Source organism: Carbonatibacter coralli (assembly GCF_039592655.1).
GTDB classification, from domain to species: Bacteria; Pseudomonadota; Alphaproteobacteria; order Kiloniellales; family Kiloniellaceae; genus Carbonatibacter; species Carbonatibacter coralli.
The window spans coordinates 911,510-937,529 of sequence record NZ_JBBUTJ010000001.1 but is presented as its reverse complement, the minus strand read 5'-3'; the positions used below and the strand labels follow the sequence as shown (position 1 = coordinate 937,529).

The following is a 26,020-nucleotide window of genomic DNA, read 5'->3' as shown; positions in this document are numbered from 1 at the left end:
TGTTATTTTGACTCACTTTTTCAGGAGGCTATTTTTTCGGGATCATTGGATTTGATAGCGGGGTGGATGATGGTGTGTTCCGGTCTGCGTTCTGAGGGGCAGCAACAGGAGCCTGTTTGAATCCTGTCGAACCAAAACCACCAGTTCCGCGTTCAGTTTCATCCAGTTCCTGAACGGGTATGATCCGGGCCTGATGAACCGGAGCAATCACAAGCTGGGCGATGCGGTCACCCGGCTGAATGGTGTAGGGATCCTGACCGTGATTGATCAGGATGATTTTGACCTCGCCCCTGTAATCGGCATCGATTGTGCCGGGGCTGTTGAGCAGTGTTATGCCGTGCTTGATCGCCAGACCGGAGCGCGGACGGGCCTGGGCTTCGAACCCGGGCGGCAAAGCCATCGCAAAGCCGGTCGGAACAAGAACGCGGGCGCCGACTTCCAGTGTCAGGGGAGCATCCAGCGCGGCATGGACGTCCATACCGGCCGCCTGTTCCGAGGCATAGGCGGGAAGCGGGAGGCCTTCGCCGTGAGGCAGGACTTTGATCTGCAAGGACGGAGAAGCCTCTGCAAAAGGCATGACGGTTTCCTGCTGCTGGCTCATGGCTTTGCGCCTGTCGTGTCTGTGTTGCGGAAGTGCCAGGCGATCAGTTCTGCCAGTTTTCGTGCAATCTTTTCCTTGCTTTCGGAAGGCCACAGCGTGACATCCTGATCGGTCAGGACGTGGACCTGATTGACGTCACCTCCAAAGGTTCCGGTTCCGGTGCCGACATCGTTCAGCAGGATCCAGTCGCAGCCCTTGCGGATTTTCTTCTGCTTTGCATTGTCCAGATGATTTTCTGTCTCGGCAGCAAAGCCGACGACCAGAGCCGGTCGTGAAATTCCGGGTTTGGCAATGTCCGCAAGGATGTCCGGGTTTTCGGCAAGCTCCAGTGTGGGGGCGGTCTCGCCCGGCTTCTTCTTGCGCTTCTGGTTGCTCTGTTCCTTGACACTCCAGTCGGAAACAGCGGCGGCACAAACCGCAATATCAAGAATGCCGGGACCTTCGCCCATGGTTTCGCGGCAGGCTGCGAGCATCTCCCGCGCGGTTTCAACGCAAACAAGTTTCACCCCGGCAGGCGCCGGAAGATCGGTCGGACCTGACACCAGTGTTGTCTCTGCGCCAAGGGCTCTCAGTGCCGCTGCGATGGCATGGCCCTGCTTGCCGCTGGAGCGGTTGGCGATGTAGCGGACCGGGTCAATCGGCTCGTGTGTCGGGCCGGAGGTCACCAGGGCGCGCAGTCCCTTCAGCGATCCGGAGGAAAGCTTCACGGGCTCCGGATGCTCGTCCCCTTGCAGGGAGGCCAGTCTGTCAAGAACAGCGCTGCAGATGGTGTCCGGCTCAATCATTCTGCCTGGGCCGAATTCTCCGCAGGCCATCGGCCCTTCATCCGGCTCAAGGATTTCCACACCACGCGTTTTCAGGAGCCCGACATTCTGCTGTGTGGCCGGATGCAGCCACATCTGCACATTCATGGCCGGTGCCATCATGACCGGTGCTGTTGTCGCCAGCAGCGCCGTTGTTGCCAGATCGTTGGCCATTCCCTGTGCGTGGCGCGCCATCAGGTCGGCTGTGGCCGGAGCAACAACGACCAGATCAGCCTGGCGGGACAGCTGGATGTGGCCCATTTCCGCTTCATCGGTGAGTGAGAAAAGGTCGCGGTAAACCCTGTTGCCGGACAGGGCGCTGACGGACAGGGGCGTTACAAATTCCTCGGCGGCTTTGGTCAGGATGCAGGTGACCTCTACAGATGCATCGCGCAACCTGCGGATCAGTTCCAATGACTTGTACGCTGCAATGCCTCCGGAGAGGATGAGCAGCACAGAGGGAGTTGTCACGTGTCGTTTCGCTTTCGCGCTGAAATTCTTTTTACTCAAAATGTGAGTGAAATGATTATCATTTCAACAGTTCATGCGCAAGAAAAGGAAGTGTTATGACATAACTTAGTGTTATAAATATCTATCAACTTAAAAATAATGTTGTTTGGCTTTTCCCTCAAAGGATTGAAAATAAAATCCTTTTTCCGGTAAAAAGGTATGTGGCTCCGGACGGGAAATCTACAGTGCGATTCCGGCTGCGAAGCCAAGGGCGACCAGAGAGACAAAGAGAGCCCATTTTGCTGTCGTGCTGCTTCCCTGTGAAAAGTCTGCAATCGACTTCTCGTCGAGCTTGAGTCCTCCCTGGCGCAGCTTGTCGCTGAGATCCTCGAGATTGTTCATGAACTGGGGAAGGCGCTCCAGACTTTGGGCCAGATCGCTCAGACCATCCCTGACGCGGGCCTGTGGTCCCCTGTTTTCCCGCATCCACTGTTCGATCAGGGGGCGGGACAGCGTCCAGATGTTGAGATCCTGATCCAGATGACGGCTGACGCCTTCGGCCATGACCATGTTTTTCTGCAGCAGGAGCAGCTGGGGCTGGACTTTCATCTCGAAGGTTTCGGTCAGATGCAGCATCTGCCCGAGCAGGCTGGCAAAGGAAAAGCCGTCGAGGGATTTGCCCATGATGGGCTGGCAGACCGAGCGCAGGGCCTGCGCAAAGGTATCGAGAGGAATGCTGTCGTCGATCAGTCCGCCTGTTTTGTGGGCGAGGGCGAGTTTGTAATAGTCCTCTTCCAGAAGGGCCAGCAGCATGTCGGCCAGAAAATAGCGGGTCTGGCGATCCATGCGGCCCATGATACCGAAATCAACGGCAACAATCTGGCCATCGGCTCCGACAAACATGTTGCCGGGATGCTGGTCACCGTGGAAAAAACCGTCGCGGAAAACCTGATTGAAGAAGATCCGCGCGGCAACGGTCAGGACTTCTTCCAGATCGTGTCCTGCATCCAGCAGGGCCTGCCTGTCATCCATCGGGATTCCGGAAACACGGCTCATGGTCATGACGCGGCGGCTTGTTCGCTCCCAGTCGATGGAAGGCGTGTCGTAGCTGTCGTCACCGGCGAAGTTGTCGGACAGTTCGCAGGCTGCAGCGGCTTCCATGCGCAGGTCCATCTCCAGTTTCACGGTATCGTGGAAGGTCTGGACGACATCCTGAAGCCGGAAGCGTTTCAGGGACGGACGCGTCCGGGTCAACAGCTCTGCCAGATGATGGAACAGGGCCAGATCGCGACGGAACTGTTCGTCCGCTCCGGGGCGAAGAACCTTGACGGCAACCTTCTCACCCGATGTGGTGACGGCAAAGTGAACCTGGGCAATTGAGGCCGCCGAGACGGGCTCCGGATCGAAGCTTTCGAACAGCTCGTCCAGGGAGGCTCCCAGCTCGCTTTCGACAAGCTTCCGGGCTTCGCTGCCACTGAAGGGGGGGAGCTGGTCCTGAAGCCGGGCCAGATCGGCGGCGAGCTGATCACCCAGCAGGTCGGACCGGGTTGAGAGAAACTGACCGAGCTTGATAAAGGTCGGGCCCAGATCTGTCAGGGCGCGCGCCAGCTTTTCCCCGGGCCGATCTCCGGATTTGCGCAGGGAAAAGAGCCGTGCAAACCAGACGGCAAAGGCTGCGGCCCTGCCCGGGATCAGGCGGCGTTCTTCCAGAACAGCAAGGGCGTCATGCCGTGCAAAGGCAAAGGCAATCTGGAAAAGACGGCGAAGGGTTTTCAGGCTGCGAATCATCAGGGCTGTCCAACTGCAGAGGAGATCGTTTTAAATGCGCCAGCCACAGTGGATGGCTGCGATGCCGCCGCTGTAATTGCGATAGGAACACTGCCGGAAACCTGCAGCCTGCATCTTTGCTATCAGTTCGTCCTGTGGAGGGAAGCGGCGAATGGATTCTGCCAGATACTGATAGGATTCGCGGTCATTGGCGATCACCTCGCCCATTTTTGGCAGAAGGCTGAAGGAATAGTTTTCATAGGTTTCTGCCAGAACAGGAATCACAACGCGGGAGAATTCCAGACAGAAAAAGCGTCCGCCGGGCTTGAGCACGCGTCGTGCTTCGCTGAGGGCCCGGTCAATATGGGTGACGTTCCTCAGGCCAAAGGCGATGGTGTAGGAATCCATGCTGCGATCAGGGAAGGGCAGTGATTCGGCATTGCCGCAGGACCAGTTGATCTGGCGCAGCAGGCCCTTGTCGATCATGCGATCACGGCCAACCAGCATCATGTCCGGTGTCAGATCGCAAACGGTAATGGGGCCAACCTCGTTGCGTCCCACGCGTTCAACAATGCGCAGGGCGATATCACCTGTTCCGCCGGCAACATCCAGATGGCGTTCTCCCGCGCGCGGGTTGAGCCAGTCAATAAGCGAGGATTTCCAGAGACGGTGAACACCGGCCGACATGACATCGTTCATCAGATCGTATTTCTGGGCCACGGACTCAAACACGCCGCGCACGCGATGGCGCTTCTCGTTCACGTCCACTTCTTCATAGCCGAAGTGAGTGGTCTGACCTTGATCTTTGTTGTCTTCGGAAGGCTGCATTTTGATAGGACCCGGTTTCTGTCATGATATGGGACAAGCGGATTATCGAATGATATAGAGTGCAAGGGGATTGAAGGCAAAAGAAAAGACAGTACATAGCGTCACAGGCGCCGTTTGATGCAGGAGAAAGAAGATGCCCGAATTGCCAGAGGTCGAGACTGTGATGCGGGGATTGCGCCCTGTGATGGAGGGCAGACGTTTTGAACGAGTCGCTGTGCGTCGGCCCAATCTGCGCTTTGCGCTCAAACCCGATCTGGCGCAGCGGCTGGAAGGCCGGCAGGTCTCCACTCTGGAAAGGCGTGCAAAGTATATCTGGATCACTCTGGATGATGGCCAGATTCTTTTCTTCCATCTGGGAATGTCGGGGCGGATGACCATTCACGGGAAAGACGAGCTCCCCGAGCCGGGCAAGCACGATCATATCCTGTTTGACATGTCCGGAGAGAACGGCTTTGAGAATCAGGTCCGTTTCTGCGATCCGCGCCGTTTCGGCATGATGGATATCGCGGATGACCGCGCAGCCCTGCTCCGGGACAGGGCCTTTGCCCGGCTGGGGCCGGAACCGCTGGGCAATGCCTTTAACGGCCCGGCACTTATTGAAATCTTCAGGGGCCGGAAAGCCCCGCTGAAAGCGGCTCTGCTGGATCAGCGCAATATTGCCGGTCTTGGCAATATCTATGTCTGCGAGGCTCTGAACCTGTCCGGTTTGTCGCCCCTTCGTCCTGCAGGCACCCTGTCTGCCGATGAGGCCGACCGCCTGGCCTCTGCCGTTCGCCAGACCCTTGAGCAGGCCATTGAAGCCGGAGGATCATCCTTGCGGGACTATGTGCAGGCCTCCGGTGAACTGGGGTATTTCCAGCACCAGTGGCGGGTCTATGGCAAGGAAGGCGAAGCCTGTCCGGCCTGTGGCGAGCGTGCCGGAGACAAGGCTCTGATCCAGCGCATTCAACAGTCCGGGCGCTCCACATTCTGGTGTGAAAACTGTCAGCATTGAGAGAGCTGTCATGATAGACTGTCTGAAAGTGCGGTTGACAGCACAACAGGGAGATTATTTTGATGAGTTATGAGTTTATAAGGACAGAAACCAGAGGACGGGTTGCTGTCATCACACTTGATCGTCCTGAGGCCCTCAACGCCCTGAACACACCTCTGATGGGGGAACTGGCCTGTGCGCTTTCCGGCTATGAAAGTGATCCTGCCATCGGCGCTGTCCTGTTGAGCGGTTCTGAAAAGGCCTTTGCCGCCGGTGCCGATATCAGGGAAATGGCGGATCAGGACTATCAGTCGATCACGGAAGCCAATCATTTCGCAGAAACGCACACTGTTGTGGAACGCTTTCGAAAGCCGATCATTGCAGCCGTTTCCGGCTATGCTCTCGGAGGCGGCTGCGAACTGGCCCTGATGTGTGATTCCATTGTTGCTTCTGAAACCGCGCGTTTCGGACAGCCGGAGATTTCCATCGGCACGGTTCCCGCCATGGGGGGGACACAGCGACTGATGCGTTCTATTGGCAAGGCAAAAACGATGGACCTGTGTCTGACGGGCCGAATGATGAAGGCCGATGAAGCCGAGCGCTGCGGACTGGTTGCTCGTGTGGTCCCGGCAGACAGACTGATGGAAGAAGCCCTTGAGATGGCTGAAGCCATGGCTTCCTTTTCCATTCCGGTTTCCCGTCTGGTCAAGGCTGCGGTTCTCACGGCGGCTGAAACAACGCAAAAAGAGGGGCTGCTTCAGGAGCGCAATCATTTCTATGCTTCATTCGCCCTTGAGGATCGAAGGGAAGGGATGAAGGCCTTTTCCGAGAAGAGAAAGCCCGTCTGGAAGCACCGTTAATGCGTTTTTGTGGAAGACTCTTCTTGCCCGAAAGCCGGGCAGTGCGTATAACCGCCCTCGAAATCGGGTCCGAACAGACTCGACCCGAGGCTTTTGAAGGGATTCAGTCCTTGACGCCCGGGAGACGGGCGGCTATAAGCCGTCCCAATTGAACTCTTTTAATACGAGATGGATCGTCTACAGATGGCTAATCATCACTCTGCAAAAGTTCGGATCCGCCGCAATGCGCGTCGTAACGATCTGAACACATCCCGCGTCAGCGCCATCCGCACCTTCATCAAAGGTGTTGAGAAGGCTGTTGCAAGCGGTGACAAGGAAGCAGCTGCTTCCGCACTGAAAGCTGTACAGCCTCACCTCGCACGTGGTGTTCGCGCTGGTGTTCTGCACAAAAACACAGCTTCCCGCAAAATGTCCCGCTTGAGTGCCAGCGTTAAAGCAATGGCATAAGAATTCGACTTTTCCTCTTGGGAAAGTTACGAAAAGCTGCATCCTTCCGGTGCAGCTTTTTTTGTGCCTGCAAGGCTGTGGATTCTTTGCCCGAATGTGGATAACTTTAAAAAACAAAAAAAGCTAATACTACATCTGGTGTGCCGAATCTTTTCGTGACCCCAAGGGATGAGAGTCAAGACAAGGCCTGTGGAAAAAACACAAAAAAAAGCCTGTTGCGGTGATTGCTTCAAACCGAGTTGTTCGGTACATTGAATAACCTTGAGAGTAGGTTCAGTAAAGCAAGCGCGGGGAAATAAAAAGGGCTGCTTCTGAAGTTAACTCACTGTCTTTTTATTTAAAATTTTGCTCACTTGTGCCCATTTTGTTTGGCGCAGGGCGGGATTTTATTTGTGTTCGTTTGGGACTTCTTCGGTTTGGTCTTGTGAGCCTGCAAAAGAACTGGCAGCCATTGAGAGACGTCCTGGTGTGAGATTTTTGATCGGTCTGGTGAACCGAGGGGTTTGGCGAGTAGGCAATGGCTTCTGATGCTGGATTGCATCCTGTTGATTCGGATGTGCTGCATGCTTTGAACGAGCAATGGCTTTCTGTTGCTGCGCGACTGCGTGGCGAGGTTGGTGAGGCTGCCTATCGCAGCTGGCTGAAACCGCTGGCCGTTGTCGGGGAAAGTGATGCCGGGCTGTGCCTTTCGGTGCCAACCCGTTTCATGCGCGACTGGATTGTCGCGAACTATCTGGAACGTGTGAAGGAAATCTGGGCAGAGCAGGCCGGTTTCCCTGTGCAGGTCGAGATTGTTGTGCAGCCGGCCTCCCGTCCCCAGCAGAAACCCGCTCAACCTGTTGCCATCGTTCCGGAAGTATCGGAGTCCCCGTCTGAATCCCTGATCGCGGATGAGGCAGAGGAAACGCCTGCCGTAGCCAATGACTCGGTTGAAAGAACGCCGTCAGCCTCTTCTGAAAGCCCGACCGTTATTGAATTTGCTGCTGAAGCCGATATCCCGGATGCCGTGTCGTCCCTGCAGGCTTCGCTTGATCCCCGTTTTACCTTCGACAACTTTGTTGTGGGCAAGCCGAACGAACTGGCCTATGCCGCAGCAAGGCGTGTGGCCGAGGCTGAGGCCGTGCCTTTCAATCCACTGTTCCTCTATGGTGGGGTCGGCCTTGGTAAAACACACCTGATGCATGCGATTGCCTGGCAGATTCAGGCCGTGCACCCGCAAAAGAAGGTGATCTACCTTTCCGCGGAAAAGTTCATGTATCAGTTTGTCCGTGCCTTGCGGACAAAGGACACCATGTCCTTCAAGGAGCAGTTCCGTTCGGTTGATGTTCTCATGATCGATGACGTTCAGTTCATTGGTGGTCGGGAGGCAACCCAGGAAGAGTTTTTCCATACCTTCAATGCGCTGGTTGACCAGAACCGCCAGGTGATCATCTCGGCTGACAAGAGCCCGAGTGACCTGGAAGGCATGGAAGAGCGGATGAAGTCCCGGATGGGATGGGGGCTGGTTGCTGATATTCATCCCACAACCTACGAGTTGCGTCTGGGCATTCTGGAATCCAAGGCCGAGCAGATGGATGTGCGGATTCCCCAGAAGGTTATCGAGTTTCTGGCGCACAAGATCACATCCAACATTCGTGAGCTCGAAGGTGCCCTGAACAGAATTGTGGCCCATGCGACACTCGTGGGCCGTCCGGTGACGATCGAGACAACACAGGAGGTCCTGCAGGATCTCCTTAGAGCGAACGACCGCCGTGTCACGATCGAGGAAATCCAGAAACGGGTTGCGGAGCATTTCAACATCAAGGTGGCGGACATGCATTCCTCCCGCCGTGCCCGTGCCGTTGCGCGGCCACGCCAGATTGCCATGTTCCTGTCCAAGCAGCTGACATCGCGCTCCCTGCCGGATATCGGCCGCAAGTTTGGTGGCCGGGACCATACGACCGTGATGCATGCCGTGCGCAAGATCGAAGAGCTTGTCGAGACGGATCTGGAGTTCTCCGAAGACGTTGAACTGCTTCGTCGCATGCTGGAAAGCTAGGGCCTTTGCCCCGCCCCGGCCTCTCCCGGGGACTGGTGCCTGAAAATGGTTAATCTTTTCTGATAACAACTCTTTTCCATATGGTTTTGAGAGGCTATACTGCTGACCCCATTGGAAGGCTTCATGCCGGATGGGGCAACAGAACGGGGAAAAGGGACAAAAGTCCTTGATTCGAGTGGCAAAACGCTTGCTCTGACCTTGGTTCCCTGTAAAGCTGTTGATCATTATACGCGATACACCAAACACGGACTCAGTCAGGTCTATGAAGCTTACTATTGAACGCTCCGCACTCTTGAAAACACTGGCCCACGTTCAGTCTGTTGTTGAACGTCGGAATACCATTCCCATTCTGTCCAACGTGCTGATGGAAGCCGGGGATGGTCGTCTGTCCCTGACCGCGACGGACATGGATCTGACCATTGTTGATTCTGTTGAGGCCGTTGTTTCCTCTGCCGCTGCGGTAACCGCGCCGGCCCACACGCTCTATGACATTGTGCGCAAGCTGCCCGATGGTTCCGACGTCGAAATTGATGCGCAGGATGCCGGACAGATGACCATCAAGGCCGGACGCTCCACCTTCAAGCTCCAGACGCTGCCGCAGGAAGACTTCCCCGCGGCCGGCATTCAGGATTTACCTCAGGTCTTCGGTGTGCAGGTCGATGATTTCAAGAGCATCATTGATCGCACGCGTTTTGCGATTTCGACCGAGGAAACCCGCTATTATCTGAACGGAATCTATCTGCATGCCACAGAGGTGGACAGCAAGAAGGTCCTTCGCGCTGTTGCGACAGACGGCCACCGTCTGGCGCGCTTTGAAATGGCTCTTCCCGATGGTGCGGAAGACATGCCGGGTGTCATTATTCCCCGCAAGACTGTCAATGAACTGCGCAAGCTGATTGATGAACACGATGCCATTGTCGAGGTGTCGCTCTCGGATACGAAAATCCGCTTTGCCTTTGGCAACACGGTTCTGAGTTCCAAGCTGATCGACGGGACCTTCCCGGATTATCAGCGTGTGATCCCGTCCGGTAATGACAAGCGTCTGGTTCTGCACTGCAAGGTCTTCTCCTCTGCGGTGGATCGTGTGTCCACGATTTCCTCTGAAAAGAGCCGGGCTGTGAAGCTGTCTGTGGATGGCAACCAGCTGACACTGTCTGCCACCTCGGCGGAGAACGGTTCCGCGGTTGAGGAGCTGGAAGTCGATTACGACGGCACGGCAATGGATATCGGCTTCAACTCCCGCTATCTGCTGGATATTGCACAGCAGATTGAAGGGGACGAAGCGATCTTCACAATGGCTGATGCGGCTTCGCCCACCATTGTCCAGGACTCTGCCGAAGAGGCAGCGCTCTATGTTCTGATGCCGATGCGCGTGTAGGCTGTCGGCCGCCCTGGTTTGAAAAGAGAAGAGCCTGCTGCTTGCCCTTCTGCGAGCAGCAGGTTTTTTGATCCGGAAAGGTTTGAAGGTCTGAAAGCAGGATGACTATGGAGATCAATGATCGTCTCTGGGTTTCCCGTCTGACCTTGACGGCTTTCCGGAACCATCGTTCCACGGTACTGGAACTTGACGGGCGCCCGCTGGTGCTGGTTGGCAACAACGGGGCGGGCAAGACAAACCTGCTGGAGGCCGTTTCCCTGCTCACACCCGGCCGCGGGCTGCGCAACGCACCTCTTTCTGATCTGGTCTATCAGGATTTCGCCGGGGAGATGGTGGAAGCATCGGCGGCGTCCCCGCCAAATATCTGGGGCATTGCGGCCGAGGTCGAGACGCCGCTGGGCGTGCGGGAGGTTGGAACAGCGCGCGATGCCGCGAAAATTGGTGCAGCGCGAGAGCGTCGCCTGATCAAGATTGACGGAGATCTGAGACGATCCCAGCAGAGTTTGTCGGAAGTCGTGTCTGCTGTCTGGCTAACCCCGCAGATGGACGGCCTTTTCCGCGATGCAGCGTCCGGACGGCGGCGGTTTCTTGATCGCCTGGTGATCAGCTTTGATCCGGAACACACCGGGCATGCCCAGGCCTATGAGCAGTCCATGAGGGAGCGCACACGCCTGTTGAAGAGCGGTTCGCGTGATGCGACATGGCTGACTGTTCTGGAGGATTCCATGGCGCGGCACGGTGTGGCCATTACAGCAGCACGCCAGCAGATGGTGGAAAGGCTGGATGAAATCCAGCGGGAACAGCCTGAGGGACCTTTTCCGAGTGCTGCAGCCCGTCTTGAGGGGGCTGTAGAGGGCTGGCTGTCCGAGGCACCTGCCGTCGTGGCTGAAGACCGGCTGCGTGCAGCGCTGGAGCAATCAAGGGAAAGGGACAGGCAAAGCGGTGGTGCCTCTGTCGGTCCGCATCGCAGTGATCTGCTGGTGCAGCACCGGGAAAAGTCCACCCCGGCCCAGTTCTGTTCGACCGGAGAACAAAAGGCGCTTCTGGTTTCCCTCATTCTCGCCCATGCCAGAATGGTTGCTTTTGATCTGGGGGCGGCGCCCCTTTTGCTGCTGGACGAGATTGTCGCGCATCTGGATGTCAAACGCCGGGAAGCTCTTTTTGCGATCCTGCTGGAGTTGAAGTGTCAGGCCTGGATGACAGGCACGGACCGCAACGATTTCGAGGCTCTGGGAAGTCGTGCCCAATGGGCTGAAGTCACGGCAGGATCCGTGCAGATATCCTTCTGACAGCAAGGGAAGATTTTTTCTGTTCGCTGGTGGTCCGGCCCATACCAAAAAAACATCATGAAAATCGGTTTTTTATGCAGGAAAACATTGTGATTTCGGTGCGAAAGCTTCAAAATGATCCGATGGATTTCCGAATGCTTTGCCTTTTTGATGTGACATTGGTTAAGTCTCTGAAAAAGCAGTGTGATTGCCTGTTTGTCGCGACAGGGATTTCCGGGTGATCTTCCGGTGTTCAGAAAAGACCCGTAAAGAATAAAGAAAGTGAAGATGCATGACAGATACAGGTGAGCTGCCAACAGCAGAGGGCGGTGCTGACTATGGCGCTGAATCCATTAAGGTTCTGCGTGGTTTGGAAGCTGTTCGCAAGCGTCCGGGCATGTACATTGGCGACACGGATGACGGCACTGGTCTTCACCACATGGTTTATGAGGTCGTGGACAATGCGATCGACGAAGCCCTGGCGGGTCACTGTGATACCGTTGCCGTTGTGCTCAACGGGGATGGCTCTGTCACTGTGACCGACAATGGTCGCGGCATTCCTGTCGACATTCACGCCGAGGAAGGCGTGTCTGCTGCCGAGGTGATCATGACCCAGCTTCACGCCGGCGGCAAGTTCGACCAGAACTCCTACAAGGTTTCCGGTGGTCTGCACGGTGTTGGTGTTTCTGTTGTGAATGCCCTGTCCATCCGTCTTGATCTGCGCATTTTCCGCGATGATCAGGAACACTTCATGCGTTTTGAGCACGGTGAGGCTGTTGCTCCGCTCAAGGTGGCGGGCCCTGCAAACGGACAGAAGGGAACACATGTCACCTTCCTGCCGTCCCCCGAGACCTTTACGATGGTCGAGTTTGACTTCGACACACTGGAACACCGGCTGCGTGAGCTGGCCTTCCTGAATTCCGGTGTTCGCCTGACCCTGACAGACAATCGCAGCGCCGAACCCCGTGTTGTCGAGATGTTCTACGAAGGCGGCTTGCAGGCGTTTGTCGAGTATCTGGACCGCAACAAGACCTCCATTCTGGACAACGTTATCACCATGGGATCGGAAAAGGACGGTATCACCGTCGAGCTTTCGCTCCAGTGGACAGACAGCTATCACGAAAACACACTCTGTTTTACCAACAACATTCCCCAGCGTGACGGCGGGACACACCTTGCCGGTTTCCGGGCTGCGCTGACCCGTCAGGTGAACGGTTATGCGACCTCTTCCGGTCTGCTCAAGAAAGAGAAGGTTTCCCTTTCCGGTGACGATGCCCGTGAAGGTCTGACCTGTGTGCTCTCTGTGAAGGTTCCGGATCCGAAGTTCTCCAGCCAGACCAAGGACAAGCTTGTTTCCTCCGAGGTCCGCCCGGTTGTCGAGAACATTGTGAATGACCGTCTCGGACAGTTTTTCGAGGAAAATCCGAACGTTGCCAAACGCATTGTGAGCAAGGTTGTCGAGGCTGCTGCTGCCCGTGAGGCGGCCCGCAAGGCCCGGGAACTGACACGCCGGAAATCAACACTGGACATCTCCTCCCTGCCGGGCAAGCTGGCAGACTGTCAGGAGCGTGATCCCGCCCTGTCCGAACTCTTTATTGTCGAGGGTGATTCCGCGGGTGGTTCTGCCAAGCAGGGACGTGATCGTGGAACCCAGGCGATTCTGCCCCTTCGTGGTAAAATCCTGAACGTTGAACGCGCGCGTTTTGACAAGATGCTGTCCTCTGCCGAGATCGGCACGCTGATCACAGCACTTGGCACCGGGATTGGACGTGACGAGTTCAATATCGACAAGCTGCGCTATCACAAGATCATCATCATGACCGATGCGGACGTCGACGGCAGTCACATCCGTACGCTGCTGCTGACCTTCTTCTATCGCCAGATGCCCGAGCTGATTGAACGGGGTCATCTCTATATTGCGCAACCGCCGCTCTACCGTGCCAAACGGGGTGAATCCATTCGCTATCTGAAAGGTGATGCGGAGATGGAGACACACCTGATTGAAAACGGCTGCAAGGGCGCTGTCCTCAACGCTTCTGACGGCCCGCATGCCAGCGGGGATCTCGAACAGCTTGTTCGTGACTGTGTTGCCGCGCGCAACCTGACAGAGGTCATGGTGCGCAGGGTTGGCAGTGCAGAGGTTGTCGAGCAGGCCGCGATGGCCGGTGCTCTCAACGAGGAAGCCCTGCAATCCGATCAGGCGCAGGCTCTGGCAGATCGCATTGCCCAGCGCATGGATGAGCGTCTTCCCGAACTCCAGCGTGGCTGGTCGGCAGAGGCAAATTCCCTGGACGGGGTCATGGTCTTCACACGGACGCTTCGTGGTCTGACAGAGCGCCGGATGCTGGATTTGCAGCTGGTGCGAACCGGTGAGGCGCGTCGCCTCAATGCAATGTCAGCCCAGCTGTCGGGTGTTTTTGATGCGATTGCAACCCTGCAGGTCAAGGAGCAGGAAATCGCGATCAATGGCCCGAACGCACTGGCCAATGCCGTTTTCGAGATTGGCCGGAAAGGGATTTCCGTTTCCCGCTACAAGGGGCTGGGCGAGATGAACCCTGACCAGCTGTGGGAGACGACACTGGACCCGAATGCCCGTGCCCTGCTGCAGGTGAAGGTTTCCGATGTGAATGATGCTTCTGACCTCTTCTCGACCCTGATGGGCGATGTGGTCGAACCGCGCCGTGACTTCATTCAGTCCCGTGCGCTGGAAGTCACCAACCTGGACATCTGAGTCTGACCGTTTGAAACCGGACAATTCAAAAAAAACCGCACCCGGAAGGATGCGGTTTTTCTCTTTCAGTTTTCCTTTGCCAGCTTGCTGTCATTCAGCATGGCGCGGCTGTGTATCCGGCCGATCTCCCGGGCCTTGTCGTCATCAATATTGGGATTGAGACAGTTGACGCCCAAAAAGCAGGCATAGCGCAGGAATGCATAAAGCCTGGCTTCCTCGCTGGAAAGTCCGGAGGACTTCTCGAAGAGCTTGGCGAGCAATTCAATGCGCAGATTATCGATACGGTGCAGGTGGTCCTTCGCGACCTTGTCTGTCATGGCCCAGGTGCGGACAGCGTGATCAATGGCCTTGTCTTTTTGCATGAAGAAGAGAGTAATATCGTAATGACTCTGGTCCGGATCCTCGTTCTGCGATGCCGCATTGAATACGTCCAGTGTGAACTCTTCTTCCCAGGCCTTGACCAGGGCGAGCTTGTAATCACTCAGACCGTTGAAATGATGATAGAAACTCCCCTTGGTCAGTCCCATCGTTTCGCACAGCAGGGGAAGCTTTAATCCTGCAGCACCACGCTCTACCAGCAGCTTGTAGCCTGTTTCCAGCCAGGCGCGTCGAACACGCGCTCCTCCAGATTGACCCATTGTTTTTAAACCTTATTGCATAATCAAGTTACTAGTTAAGCAGATGCGGGCAAACTGACTAACAACAAATCATGAATTCATCGTTAACTTATAGGTGAGATTTGATGATTCCAATTGTTGCCTTCAATCGCCGAGTGTCTTGTTTCCTTGTTCGATAAGCCAGTTGTGGAAGGTCTTCGCGGCAGGGCGCAGGCGAAGCTTTGCGTCCTTGTGAAGGTAATAACCTACCTTACTATGCAGTTTGACGGGGAAGGGTTCAATTAAAAGACCGCGCTCAATGTAACGTTGAGCAAGGATGCGCTGGGTGACAATGAGGCCTGCACCTGTTGTTGCATATTCCAGGGCGATTGTGGTTGAATCGGTTTTCAGGCCGCCTTCCTGATGCAGTTCCCCGATATTCAGGGTGCGGGCAACGAGGGACCAGTGATCGGCGTATCCCAGAACGTGAATCAGCGTATGATTGTGGATGTCTTCCGGCTTCCCGAGAGGTTTGTCCCCTTCAAGAAGGGAAGGAGCGCACACCAGAGCAAGCTCGTCACTGACGATCATGCTGTTCTTGTCAATCTCGACGTCTTTGCGGCCCAGAAGGATGTGAAGATCGGACATTTCCGGTCCGCTGCCTCCCCAGACGGTTCCGTGGACTGTGACTTCGATGTCCGGGTGAAGCTGGTTGAATTCATGCAGAAGCGGAGTAAGCCACAAGGCAGCCAGCGTAACCGGGCAGGAGACGATAACCCGCTGTTTTCCCGGTTGGGCAAGAATCGCTTCTGTGGCCAGATCAATGCGGGTCAGGGCATCCCTGACGGCAGGCAGATAGGATTCACCCACTTCGGTCAGGGTCAGGCTTCTGGGAGTCCGTTCAAAGAGGGGGCGTCCAATGGAGGTTTCGAGAGATCGAATGTGCTGGCTGATGGCCGCCTGCGTACAGTTCAGTTCTCTGGCCGCGTCTGTGAAGCTGAGATGTCGGGCAGAGGCTTCGAAGGAACGGAGGAAATTAAGAGGCGGACGGTTTTTCATGGCAACAGGGTAACTTCAACTTTCTGTTTTATATCAGCAGACAAATCCTTTGAGAGCCAGCCTTATTTTCAAATTCCATAAAGAAAGCACAGGTCTCATCAGCAAAAATCTTATGAGGCAACGGAAAGAATATGTCCTAGGCTTCCTGCAACAAACGAACAGGAGACCTCTTCAATGTCCGGTCAAGCTGCAGTGAAAACCCTGCACCAATCTGAAAAATTTCACCGTTTTGTTCTGGACAGGGATACCCCCGTTCCGGATCACGTTTTGCACCAGGCCAAACGCCTGATGCTGGATACGCTGGGGGTGGCTGCCGGGGCGATTGACCTGCGGGCCGGCGTCATTGGCCGGGACACCGCCGTCGAGCTCTACGCCGCACCTGATGATCAGGCCGTTCCCATCCTGTTTGATCACCGCAGGGCCAGTCTGCCCGGCGCCCTCTTTGCCGCGGCAACCCAGATTGACAATCTGGATGCGCACGATGGCTACAACCTGACAAAGGGGCACATTGGCGTTGTGATTGTCCCGACTGTTCTGGCGCTTGCCCACCGTTATCCGGAGATGACAGGGCGCGATCTTCTGAGTGCGATGGTGATGGGCTATGAAATTGCCGGTCGGGCTGGCAGAGTCCTTCATGCAACGGTCAGTGACTATCACACTTCCGGGGCCTGGAATGCCCTTGGCGTGGCGGCTGTCGCTGCGCGTTTTATGGGTTTTGATGCCGAAAAGTTGCGTCAGGCCCTGGGCATTGCGGAATATCATGGTCCGCGCAGTCAGATGATGCGTGAAATCGATCACCCCACCATGCTTCACGACGGGTCTTCGTGGGGCGCCCTTGCGGGAATGACGGCAGCCCTGATGGCAGACAAGGGATTCCGAGGGGCACCGGCCATCACGGTCGAGGCTCCCGATGTACAGAACACCTGGGACGATCTGGGGGAACACTGGCTGATCATGGACCAGTATGTAAAACCCTATCCGATCTGTCGCTGGGCGCACGCTGCCATTGAAGCGGCTTCTTCCCTGCGACAGGAACTGGGGGAGATCAGACCGGAAGAGCTGGAGACCATCGAGATTGTGTCGTTCCACGAGGGGATTCGACTCTTTAACGAGATCCCTGCTTCCCCGGAACAATCGCAGTATTCCCTGGCCTATCCTGTTGCTGTCATGCTGCTCGAGGGGAAGGTCGGGCCGGAGGCCATTGCGGAATCGCGCTTGTCGGAACTGGCTGCCGGACAAAGTGACTGGGCGCGGGCCTGCCGCTCTGTGATCGGGAAAATGGTCTTTCTGGATGAAGACCGTTTCAACGAACGCTTCCCTCAGCAGCGCTGGGCTGAAGTTGCTCTGAACTTCAGGGACGGCAGTCGGGTGGCGTCCGGCGAGAAGCGGACGCGCGGGGACGGGGATGCTCCCTTCTCTGATGAGGAAATGCTGGCAAAGTACAGGCACTATTCTGCTCCGAATCTGGGCACAGAACGCAGTGAGGCCATTGCCGATGCTGTGATGAACCTTGATCAGGGCCATGTTGCAGAGCTGTTGAGGCTTCTGGAAGGCTAGCGCTTTATTTATGGGCCCATAAGAAAAACGATGGAGGTTTGCGCGTTTTCCTTTCGTGCTTCCTCCTCCCGTCGTGGGTAGCCTTGAGGCAATGAAAACTTCACAATCCGGGACAGCAAGATGTCTGAAGAAACAACCGCAAATCCTGAAAGCGAAGGTCGCACATCCCGCTCTTCCGGGCGTGGCGGACGCCGCGGTGGACGTCGGGGCAGTGCGTCAGGGGCGGCAAGCTCCATTCCACAACTGAAATGGCAGGATGTCCGCAATCCTTACCAGCCCTTCAAGGTTTTCCGGGATGAGCACATAGAGGCCATCCACAGAACCTCCATGCGCGTTCTCTCGGAGCTGGGCGTCAAGGTGATGTCTGAAACCGTGATGGACATTTTCGAAAAGGCGGGGGCCATTGTTGATCGCTCCACCGGTTTTATCCGCATTGATGAAAGCCTTGTCGAAGAAGCACTCAAAACGGTTCCCGGGCAGTTCACACTGACCCCGCGCAATCCGGAAAAACGGATTGTCATGGGCGGGAATCACATGACCTTTGGTCTGGTTGCCGGGCCTCCGAATGTTCATGACTGCATCAATGGCCGCCGCTCGGGCAACTACACCGACTACTGCAACTTCATCAAGCTGGCACACCACTTCAATGCGATCCATCTGATCGGCAATCAGGTGGTCGCGCCGATCGAGCTGCCAGCCAACACCCGTCATATGGACACCTATATGGCGAACCTGCGTTACAGCGATATTGCCTTTCACTGTACAGCCATTGGCGAGGGGCGGGTGATGGATGCCATCAACATGCTGGCGATCACCAGAGGCAAGAAACCGGAAGAGCTGAAAGAGGAACCGGGGCTGATCACGATTATCTCCGTGAACTCTCCGCGCCTGCTGGACGAGGCCATGAGCGACGGTCTGATCGCGATGGCCCGGAACGGACAGGCTGTTTCCGTCACGCCCTTCACTCTGATGGGAGCCATGACGGCCGTGTCACTGCCTGCGGCTCTGGCGCAGCAGAATGCCGAGGCGCTCTTTGGTGTTGTCCTGACACAGCTGGTCAATCCGGGTGCGCCGGTCATGTACGGCTCCTTTACCTCCAATGTGGACATGCGCTCCGGTGCTCCGGCCTTTGGCACACCGGAAAATGCCAAGGCGAACATCGCTGGCGGGCAGCTGGCACGGCGCTACGGTATCCCTTACCGGACCTCCAATGCCAATGCGTCGAATGCTGTGGATCTGCAGGCAGCCTATGAAACGGGCATGTCAACCTGGGGAGCTGTTCTGGGGGGAGCCAACATCATCTATCACTCTGCCGGATGGCTGGAAGGAGGGCTGACGGCCTCTTACGAAAAGCTGATTCTCGATGTGGAAATCCTTCAGCAGATGATGGCGTTCATGACACCGGTGGACTTTGCCGAGGACGAGCTGGGCTTCGATGCCATTGCCTCTGTTCAGCCGGGTGGTCATTTCTTTGGTACGGATCACACCATGGCCCGCTATCAGGATGCCTTTTATCAGCCCATTCTCTCGGACTGGCAGAACTACGAGAACTGGGAAGCAAATGGTGCGAAGGATGCCCTGAGCCGGGCAACCGAAGTCTGGCAGCAGGCGCTGAATGAATATGAGGAGCCGGAACTGGATCCGGCTGTCGTCGAGGAACTGGAAGCCTACAAGGCCAAACGGGTCGAGGAAATCGGACTGGGTGAGCCCTGACCCTGCCCGGGCTGGTTGTCTCTGCACCGTCTAGCGAATGAAAGACTGAAATCATGGATGAAAAGAATAACGCTGCAACACCTTTGAAGCCCACGGCTCAGGCTGTTGTGATCGGTGGTGGTCTGGTGGGCTGCTCCATCCTCTATCACCTGGCCAAACTGGGCTGGACCGATGTGATGCTGCTGGAACGCTCCGAGCTGACATCAGGCTCGACATGGCATGCTGCGGCTTCTGTTCACGGCCTGCATGACAACAGCAATATCTCGAAGCTTCAGTATTACACCATGAAGCTTTATGAGGAGCTGGAAGAGGAAACCGGGCAGTCCGTTGGTTTCCAGAAGAACGGGTACATCTATGTTGCCCAGACAGAGGATCGTGAACACCAGTTGAGGATTCAGGCTGCGAAGGCAAAGGCTTTCGGTGTGGTGTTCAACGAGCTGTCCATGGAAGAGCTCAAGGAAATGAATCCCCTGATCAACACGGAAGGCCTGCGTTGCGCCTTCTTCGAACCTGATTCAGGCTATGTTGATCCATCGGGTGTGACCTATGCCTATGCACTGGGCGCCCGCAAGCGTGGTGCGCAGGTTCACCGCTTCACACCGGTGACAGAGACAGTCCAGCGCGAGGATGGCAGCTGGGATGTTGTCACGCCGCGCGGAACGGTTCATGCGCAGGTGGTGATCAATGTAGCTGGTCTCTGGGGGCGCGAGGTTGCCGGGCTTGGCGGGTATGAACTGCCGCTCATGACCATGGAGCACCAGTACATGGTCACGGAGACCATGCCTGAAATCGAAGCCCTTGGTGACAAGCGCATCCCTGCTGTCAGTGACTGGGATGGCGAGTACTACATGCGCCAGGAAGGCAAGGGGCTGCTGGTTGGAGCCTACGAGAAGGACGGACGATACTGGGCGGAAAAGGGCACGCCACTGGATTTTGGCCACGAGTTGCTGCCGGATGATCTGGACCGGATCATGCCCAACATCATGAACGCCATGACCCGTATCCCCGATCTGGAGCACACGGGCATCAAGAAGATGATCAACGGCCCCATGATCTGGACACCGGATGCTGCAGCGCTTTACGGGCCGGTGCCGGAGCTGGAAAACTACTATTGCTGCAACGGTATTATTCCCGGTTTCTCCCAGTCGGGTGGTCTGGGACTTATGCTGGCGCAATGGGTCATTCACGGCGAACCCGAACTGGACATGTTTGTCTGGGATGTTGCGCGTTTCGGCAGCTGGGCAGACAGGGAGTTCACCAAGGCCCGGACGCTGGATCGCTATGCACACCGCTTCAAGATCCACTATCCCTACGAGGAACGTGCGGCAGGGCGTCCCGCCCGCGTGCGCCCGCTTTATGAGCGTCAGAAGGCATTGGGCGCGGCCTTCGGTCTGAACTATGGCTGGGAACATCCCCTGTGGTTTGCGGATGAGAGCTGGCCGCGGGACGAGCAGGGGAATGTTGTGGAGACCTACGGCTTCCGCCGCCAGCCCTGGCATGAAAAGGTGGGAGAGGAGTGTAAGGCCCTGCGTGCCTCTGCGGGTCTGATCGATATCTCCAACTTTGCCAAATACGAGATCAAGGGTGCAGGGGCTGCAGACTGGCTGAATGCGATGATGGCCAACCGGGTGCCCACAGTGGATGGGCGTTCCTGCCTGACACCGTTGCTGTCCAAGCGGGGCGGGGTTGCCGGTGACTTTACCATCACCAAACTGGGCGATGATCACTTCATGATGTTCGGTTCCGGTATGGCAGAGCGCTATCATCAGCGTTATTTCAAGGCTGTTCCACGCCCTGACACCGTTTCCTTTGAAAGCAGGACGGATGCCCTGTGCGGCTTTAACCTCGCCGGACCGAATGCGCGGGAGATCATGTCCCGACTGGCTCCGCAGGAGGATTTCAGCAACGAGGCTTTCCGCTTCATGCGGTCGCGCAGGATGACCATTGCGGGCTGTGATGTTCTGGTCCTGCGGGTGTCCTTCACAGGGGATCTGGGTTACGAGATCTACATGAAGGAAGAGGATCAGGTGAAGCTCTATGATCTGATTCTGGAAAGCGGTGGTGATCTGGGTGTCCGTCCCGTCGGAAGCCGGGCGCTTTTGTCTCTGCGAATGGAGAAGGGCTATGGTTCCTGGGGACGGGAGTATTCTACAGAATACTGGCCGCATGAATCCGGTCTGGATGGTCTGATCAAAATGGACAAGGAGTTCCTGAACAGAGACTCCTTTGCCGAGCTTCAGGGCAGGGAAGCCCGTTACCGTCTTGTTCTGATGTCTGTCGAGACACCGCATGATGCGGATGCGGTTGGCGGTGAGCCGATCTTTGACAGCAAGGGTAATCATGTCGGACGTGTCACATCCGGTGGCTACGGGCACTCTGTCGGGATGTCGCTGGCGCTGGGGTATGTGAACCTTGACCAGTCCAAGCCCGGAACCGAACTGGATGTGGCGGTTCTTGGCCTGCCTCACAAGGCGACGGTTCTGGAGAAACCGCCCTTTGATGCTGAAGGCAAGCGCCTGAGAAGCTGAGGCAAAGGCGCAGATTGAGAGGAAAGGGACGCTGTGAAAACACAGTGTCCCTTTTTCGTTGTGTGGTTTGAATCAGGGCTTGCGAGTCACCACCCGGAGGTGTAAAAATCGCCGCCGTACTGGTGCTCCAGGGGTGAAGCAGCCCTGAGCTTAAAAGGGAACTCGGTTGGATTTGCCCATCAGGGAATCCGAAGCCGGGGCTGTCCCCGCAACTGTGAAGGTGAGCCAACTGTTCACAAGGCCACTTGCAAGGCTGTCTTGCAGGGAAGGCGAACAGCCAGCGATGATCCTGAGCCAGGAAACCTGCCCGTACAGCGTCACTGATTTTTCCGGACGGGGTATCCAGAAAAGCGGTTTCCGTTGTGTGACGTGCCTCAACCTGTTTTTTGAGGCCGTTGGATTTCTGCTTTGCAGGCGGGTGTGTTTGTTTGTGCCTGCCAGACTCTCTGACTGATCCCGGTTTCAGAAGACAAGCGTCAACTTTGAAACGCTTGTGCTGATTTTTGTCTGATGCACAGGCAAAACCACATCGGGATCCGAACCATGAAAAAGACTTTCCTTGCTTCCCTTTTTGCTTTTACAGCGCTCTCAACTGTGCCGGCTTCTGCACACTTCCTGCTGGTCTATACCCCTGAGACAGCGCTTGAAAAAGGTGGCGAGATCACACTGAAAATGCCTTTCACGCACCCGGCTGAGTCCGGCCATGTTATGGAAATGGTTGAGCCGGAAGAATTCTTCGTGATCAAAAAAGGCAAGAAAACCGATCTGAAGGACAAACTGTCTGTGATCGACTGGACGTCTGCCGAAAACACGAACACAGCCTATGAAGCGACTGTTCGTCTTAAAGGTCTGGGCGACAACGTTTTCGTTGTTCAGCCTGCTCCCTACTTTGAAGGCAGCGAAGACATCTATATCCAGCAGATCACCAAGTCCTACGTCAACGTTGGTGAACTGCCGACAGACTGGGATCAGCCACAGGGCCTGAAAACAGAGATCGTTCCACTGATTGCACCTTATGCAGCTGTTGCGGGCAGCACCTTCAGCGGTGTTGTTCTTTCTGAAGGCGAGCCTGTCCCTTATGCCGAGATCGAGGTCGAGTACATGAACTTCGAGCCGAACCTGGAAACAAACTCTTTCGCCAAGGACGGTGCCTGGGAAAGCACACCGGCTTTCTCTATCCGTGCTGATGCCGCCGGCGCCTTTACATTTGGTCTGCCAAAAGCGGGTCACTGGGGTTTTGCTGCTCTGGGAACAGGTCCTGATACAGAATTCGAGGGCAAGGAACTGTCCCAGGATGCTGTAATCTGGATCCAGGCAAACGAACTGAAGTAATGCGGACAGAACGGGTGTCGGGTCAGGGCCCGACACCCGGTTCTTACAAGAGGTCGAAGTCTTATGCATATTGTTGATGGCGCACTATCCAACCCGGTTCTGATTGGCGGAGCTGTTCTGGCCGCCGGTGGTCTGGCCGTCGGTCTCCGACAGGTCACGCCTGAAAATCTGCCGCGGGTGGGGGTTCTGTCCGCTGTCTTCTTTGTGGCTTCGCTAATCCATGTTCCTCTCGGATTTTCCTCTGTTCACCTGATCCTGAACGGGCTTCTGGGGGTCGTGCTTGGGTGGGCAGCCTTCCCTGCGCTCTTTGTCGCGCTGGTCCTTCAGGCTGTCTTCTTCGGTTTCGGTGGTCTGACAGTTCTGGGCGTCAATGCGCTGAACATTGCTGCGCCTGCTGTGGCAGTCTTCTATCTCTGTCGCTGGGGCATGCTGCCTGAAAACCGTGACTGGGCGCGCCGTGGTGCTGTTCTTCTTCTGCTGGGCTTTGCTGCAGCCTGTGTCTTTGCCGGGGAAGAGCTTTTTGCTCGCTATCAGACCGGGGAAACTGGCTGGTCCTTCTGGGTGAATGTTGTTGCGCTCCTGTCCTTTGCCCTGGTGATGCTGTTCGGTGCTTTCCTGTTCTATCGCGGAACCCTGAGCGAAGCGGGGATGTGGGGGTTCTTTGGCGGATCGCTGTCCATTCTGCTGACAGCACTGATGGTGGCCGGCTCGCTGGCGCTGTCGGGTGATGAATTTCTGAAGGCTGCAGAGTTTGTCGTCGTTGCGCATTTCCCTGTCATGGCGCTGGAAGGTGTGCTGACCGCTTCGACCATTCAATTGATTTACAAGGTAAAACCGGAGCTCTTCCATGTTGCGCGCTCTTGAAAACAAAATTGTGAAAATCGCTTGTGCGCTTTTGGGCAGTCTTTTGCTGTCCGTCTTTGCTATCAATGGAGCCATGGCGCACAAGGTCATTACCTCTGTTTATGCCGTTGATGATATCGTTGAGGGTGAAATCGGCTTCTCGAACGGCAAGATGGCTGAAAACGTCCTGGTAGAGATCTTTGGCGAGAACGGTGAAAAGCTGGGTGAGGCCACGACGGATGAAGAAGGCTTCTTTACTTTCAGGCCAACATCGCGTCAGGCTTTGTCTTTCCGCGCTGATCTGTCCGCAGGGCACATTGCGCAGGCGACACTTGAGGCGGATGAACTGCCCGAGGGGCTGGCCGCAGTGGATGGCGGTGCCGCGTCTTCCGTATCCGGCAGTCAGGAGCCTGCGAGCACGGCACCGGTAGCAGCGGGTGCGGCAGGGGCAAATTTGAAAGGCCTTGAGCGGGAAATTCGCAACCTGCGCAAGGATCTTGCCGCCTTCAAGGAAGAAAAGCGCATGCAGGATATTCTGGGCGGAATTGGATTTATCCTTGGAATTTTCGGTATTGTGGCCTTTTTTATGAGTCGCAGGAAAGCATAGGCTTCGAATGAGAGAGAGCAGGAACTGAGATGGGTGGTGTTCAGGCAAATATTCTGGCTGAAAAGGAAGGCGTGGACAGCTTCCGCTTTCTGCCGCAGCTGCGATCCTTTGATCCGCGCATGCGCGTGGCCAGTGCCTTTGCCTTCGCGGCTGTTGTTGCTGCTCTCCACAGTCTGCCGATGCTGATCGCAGCCTTCATTGTTTCGCTGGTCTGTGCCGCGATGGCGCGTCTGCCCCTGATGAAGACGCTCCTGCACATTGCGGTTGTTGAATCCTTCATTCTGGTTCTGATTCTCACGCTGCCGTTTACCATGGCAGGCGAGACGCTTTTTACGGTTGCAGGCCTCCCCGTTTCGAAAGAGGGGCTTTTGCGCGCTGCTGAAGTCGGGCTGAAGGCCAATGGCATCCTTTTCATGCTGATTGCCATGGTCGGCTCCATGGAACCTTCAACGCTCGGGCATGCCCTGCACCATTTGAAAATGCCCGAGAAACTGGTGCATATCTTCCTCTTTACCGTGCGCTACATTGATGTGCTCTATCAGGAGTACAGGGCCCTGAGGACGGCGATGAAGTGCCGCGGTTTCAGGGCGCGAACAGATCTGCACACCCTGCGCACCATCGGCTATCTGGTCGGGATGCTGCTGGCGCGTTCCCTTGAGCGCTCGGACCGGATTATGGAAGCCATGAAATGTCGCGGGTTCGACGGACGTTTTCACGTTCTTGTCGCCTTTGAATCCAGGCCACGCGATTTTGTGCTGGCTGCCTTTCTGGGGCTGGTTTCCCTCGGACTTCTTTGGGGAGAGTATCTGGCATGACTGCACTGATCTCCCTGAAGGATCTGAGCTTTTCCTACCCGAACGGTGTGGAGGTTCTCAAAGGTGTGTCCCTGGACATTCATCCCGGAGAACGCATAGCCCTTGTTGGCAGCAACGGTGCAGGCAAGAGCACTCTTCTGCGCCTGATCACCGGGCTGGAGCGCCCGACATCCGGCGAAGTTCATGCCTTTGGCGCACTTCGGGAGAAGGAAAGGGATTTTTATGATGTTCGCCTCAAAGCGGGCTTTGTCTTTCAGGACCCGGACGATCAGCTCTTTTCCCCGACCGTTTCCGAGGACATTGCCTTTGGTCCGCTGAATCAGGGCAAGAGTCGCGAGGAGGTGGAGGCGATTGTCGATGAGACGCTTTCCATGCTTCGTCTGCATCATCTCAAGGACCGGATCACGCACAAGTTGTCAGGCGGGCAGAAACGACTGGTTGCCATCGCATCCGTGCTGGCACTCAAGCCGGATGTTCTGCTGCTGGACGAACCGACGAATGATCTGGACCGGGAAACCAAGCAGCACCTGATTGATATCCTGACATCCCTGCCACAGGCCATTCTGATCATTTCCCACAACCATCATTTCCTCAAGCGGGTTGCGACTCGCCATGTTGTGCTGGAAGACGGGGTGCTTGCGCCCAGGGAAGAGCAGTCCAGAGTGCTGGAAGAAAGCGCTGAAGGCGCATAAAGACAGAAAAAACTGTTTTATTTCGGATTTTGCCTCTTTTTCGCCAGAAAAAAACTTTTTCTGAACCTTTATAGGCGTATCATGAAGGCCCTTTGAAAAAGGCGTTTGTGAATTCGAAACACGGTGTTGGAAAC

Annotated in this window: 21 protein-coding genes and 1 riboswitch; of the genes, 15 read left to right on the top strand and 6 right to left on the bottom strand. The window is 56.0% G+C overall.

The window, feature by feature from the left end; genetic code table 11:
• Positions 1–28: 28 nt before the first annotated feature.
• From dut to ubiE, 4 genes are all read right to left on the bottom strand, one after another.
• Complete coding sequence (gene dut / locus AAAH10_RS04315; RefSeq protein ID WP_343560876.1) at positions 29–601, bottom strand: dUTP diphosphatase; 573 nt, start codon at positions 599–601, stop codon at positions 29–31.
• Positions 598–1,875, bottom strand: coding sequence for a bifunctional phosphopantothenoylcysteine decarboxylase/phosphopantothenate--cysteine ligase CoaBC (gene coaBC, locus AAAH10_RS04310; protein WP_343560875.1), 1,278 nt, complete (start codon positions 1,873–1,875; stop codon positions 598–600). The genes dut and coaBC overlap by 4 nt, the downstream gene beginning before the upstream one ends.
• 219 nt (positions 1,876–2,094) lie before the next feature.
• Complete coding sequence (gene ubiB / locus AAAH10_RS04305; RefSeq protein ID WP_343560873.1) at positions 2,095–3,642, bottom strand: 2-polyprenylphenol 6-hydroxylase; 1,548 nt, start codon at positions 3,640–3,642, stop codon at positions 2,095–2,097.
• 30 nt (positions 3,643–3,672) lie between these two features.
• Positions 3,673–4,449, bottom strand: coding sequence for a bifunctional demethylmenaquinone methyltransferase/2-methoxy-6-polyprenyl-1,4-benzoquinol methylase UbiE (gene ubiE / locus AAAH10_RS04300; protein ID WP_343560871.1), 777 nt, complete (start codon positions 4,447–4,449; stop codon positions 3,673–3,675).
• Between the two features lie 133 nt (positions 4,450–4,582).
• Between ubiE and mutM the strand changes: the two genes are divergently transcribed.
• From mutM to gyrB, 7 genes are all read left to right on the top strand, one after another.
• Positions 4,583–5,443, top strand: coding sequence for a bifunctional DNA-formamidopyrimidine glycosylase/DNA-(apurinic or apyrimidinic site) lyase (gene mutM / locus AAAH10_RS04295; RefSeq protein WP_343560869.1), 861 nt, complete (start codon positions 4,583–4,585; stop codon positions 5,441–5,443).
• A 62-nt stretch (positions 5,444–5,505) separates the two neighbouring features.
• A complete protein-coding gene (locus AAAH10_RS04290; RefSeq protein WP_343560867.1) occupies positions 5,506–6,282 on the top strand; it encodes an enoyl-CoA hydratase-related protein in 777 nt (258 codons plus the stop codon).
• A gap of 183 nt (positions 6,283–6,465) precedes the next feature.
• Positions 6,466–6,729: a 30S ribosomal protein S20 gene (gene rpsT / locus AAAH10_RS04285; RefSeq protein ID WP_343560865.1), complete on the top strand. Its 264-nt coding sequence runs from the start codon at positions 6,466–6,468 to the stop codon at positions 6,727–6,729.
• 517 nt (positions 6,730–7,246) lie between these two features.
• Complete coding sequence (gene dnaA / locus AAAH10_RS04280) at positions 7,247–8,767, top strand: chromosomal replication initiator protein DnaA (protein WP_343560863.1); 1,521 nt, start codon at positions 7,247–7,249, stop codon at positions 8,765–8,767.
• A gap of 262 nt (positions 8,768–9,029) precedes the next feature.
• Positions 9,030–10,145, top strand: a complete 1,116-nt coding sequence (gene dnaN, locus AAAH10_RS04275) for a DNA polymerase III subunit beta (protein ID WP_343560861.1) — start codon at positions 9,030–9,032, stop codon at positions 10,143–10,145.
• 101 nt (positions 10,146–10,246) lie between these two features.
• Positions 10,247–11,434, top strand: a complete 1,188-nt coding sequence (gene recF, locus AAAH10_RS04270; RefSeq protein WP_343560859.1) for a DNA replication/repair protein RecF — start codon at positions 10,247–10,249, stop codon at positions 11,432–11,434.
• 271 nt (positions 11,435–11,705) lie between these two features.
• Positions 11,706–14,144, top strand: coding sequence for a DNA topoisomerase (ATP-hydrolyzing) subunit B (gyrB, locus tag AAAH10_RS04265; protein ID WP_343560857.1), 2,439 nt, complete (start codon positions 11,706–11,708; stop codon positions 14,142–14,144).
• Positions 14,145–14,209: 65 nt separating this feature from the next.
• Here the strand turns inward: gyrB and AAAH10_RS04260 are convergent, their stop codons facing one another.
• Together AAAH10_RS04260 and AAAH10_RS04255 are read right to left on the bottom strand one after the other, a co-directional pair.
• Positions 14,210–14,782, bottom strand: a complete 573-nt coding sequence (locus tag AAAH10_RS04260) for a TetR/AcrR family transcriptional regulator (RefSeq protein WP_343560855.1) — start codon at positions 14,780–14,782, stop codon at positions 14,210–14,212.
• 123 nt (positions 14,783–14,905) lie between these two features.
• Positions 14,906–15,799: a LysR substrate-binding domain-containing protein gene (locus tag AAAH10_RS04255; RefSeq protein WP_343560853.1), complete on the bottom strand. Its 894-nt coding sequence runs from the start codon at positions 15,797–15,799 to the stop codon at positions 14,906–14,908.
• 174 nt (positions 15,800–15,973) lie between these two features.
• Here AAAH10_RS04255 and AAAH10_RS04250 point away from each other — a divergent pair, with 174 nt between their 5' ends.
• The 8 genes from AAAH10_RS04250 (at position 15,974) to AAAH10_RS04215 (ending at position 25,886) form a co-directional block, all read left to right on the top strand.
• Positions 15,974–17,356 (top strand): MmgE/PrpD family protein, encoded by a 1,383-nt coding sequence (locus tag AAAH10_RS04250; RefSeq protein WP_343560851.1) that lies wholly within the window; start codon positions 15,974–15,976, stop codon positions 17,354–17,356.
• 120 nt (positions 17,357–17,476) lie between these two features.
• A complete protein-coding gene (locus AAAH10_RS04245) occupies positions 17,477–19,069 on the top strand; it encodes a trimethylamine methyltransferase family protein (RefSeq protein WP_343560849.1) in 1,593 nt (530 codons plus the stop codon).
• Between the two features lie 53 nt (positions 19,070–19,122).
• The gene (locus tag AAAH10_RS04240; RefSeq protein ID WP_343560847.1) at positions 19,123–21,597 is read left to right on the top strand and encodes a GcvT family protein; all 2,475 of its coding nucleotides are present in this window, start codon (positions 19,123–19,125) and stop codon (positions 21,595–21,597) included.
• A gap of 103 nt (positions 21,598–21,700) precedes the next feature.
• Positions 21,701–21,922: riboswitch (cobalamin riboswitch) on the top strand.
• 218 nt (positions 21,923–22,140) lie between these two features.
• Complete coding sequence (locus AAAH10_RS04235; RefSeq protein ID WP_343560844.1) at positions 22,141–22,929, top strand: DUF4198 domain-containing protein; 789 nt, start codon at positions 22,141–22,143, stop codon at positions 22,927–22,929.
• Between the two features lie 63 nt (positions 22,930–22,992).
• Positions 22,993–23,793 carry a cobalt transporter CbiM gene (cbiM, locus tag AAAH10_RS04230; protein ID WP_343560842.1) on the top strand — a complete coding sequence of 267 codons (801 nt, stop codon included), beginning with the start codon at positions 22,993–22,995 and terminating at the stop codon, positions 23,791–23,793.
• The gene (locus AAAH10_RS04225; protein WP_343560840.1) at positions 23,777–24,379 is read left to right on the top strand and encodes a NikL family nickel/cobalt ECF transporter subunit; all 603 of its coding nucleotides are present in this window, start codon (positions 23,777–23,779) and stop codon (positions 24,377–24,379) included. The genes cbiM and AAAH10_RS04225 overlap by 17 nt, the downstream gene beginning before the upstream one ends.
• 29 nt (positions 24,380–24,408) lie before the next feature.
• Positions 24,409–25,194 (top strand): cobalt ECF transporter T component CbiQ, encoded by a 786-nt coding sequence (gene cbiQ / locus AAAH10_RS04220; protein ID WP_343560838.1) that lies wholly within the window; start codon positions 24,409–24,411, stop codon positions 25,192–25,194.
• Complete coding sequence (locus AAAH10_RS04215) at positions 25,191–25,886, top strand: energy-coupling factor ABC transporter ATP-binding protein (protein ID WP_343560836.1); 696 nt, start codon at positions 25,191–25,193, stop codon at positions 25,884–25,886. Before cbiQ ends, AAAH10_RS04215 begins: the two co-directional genes overlap by 4 nt.
• Positions 25,887–26,020: the final 134 nt, after the last annotated feature.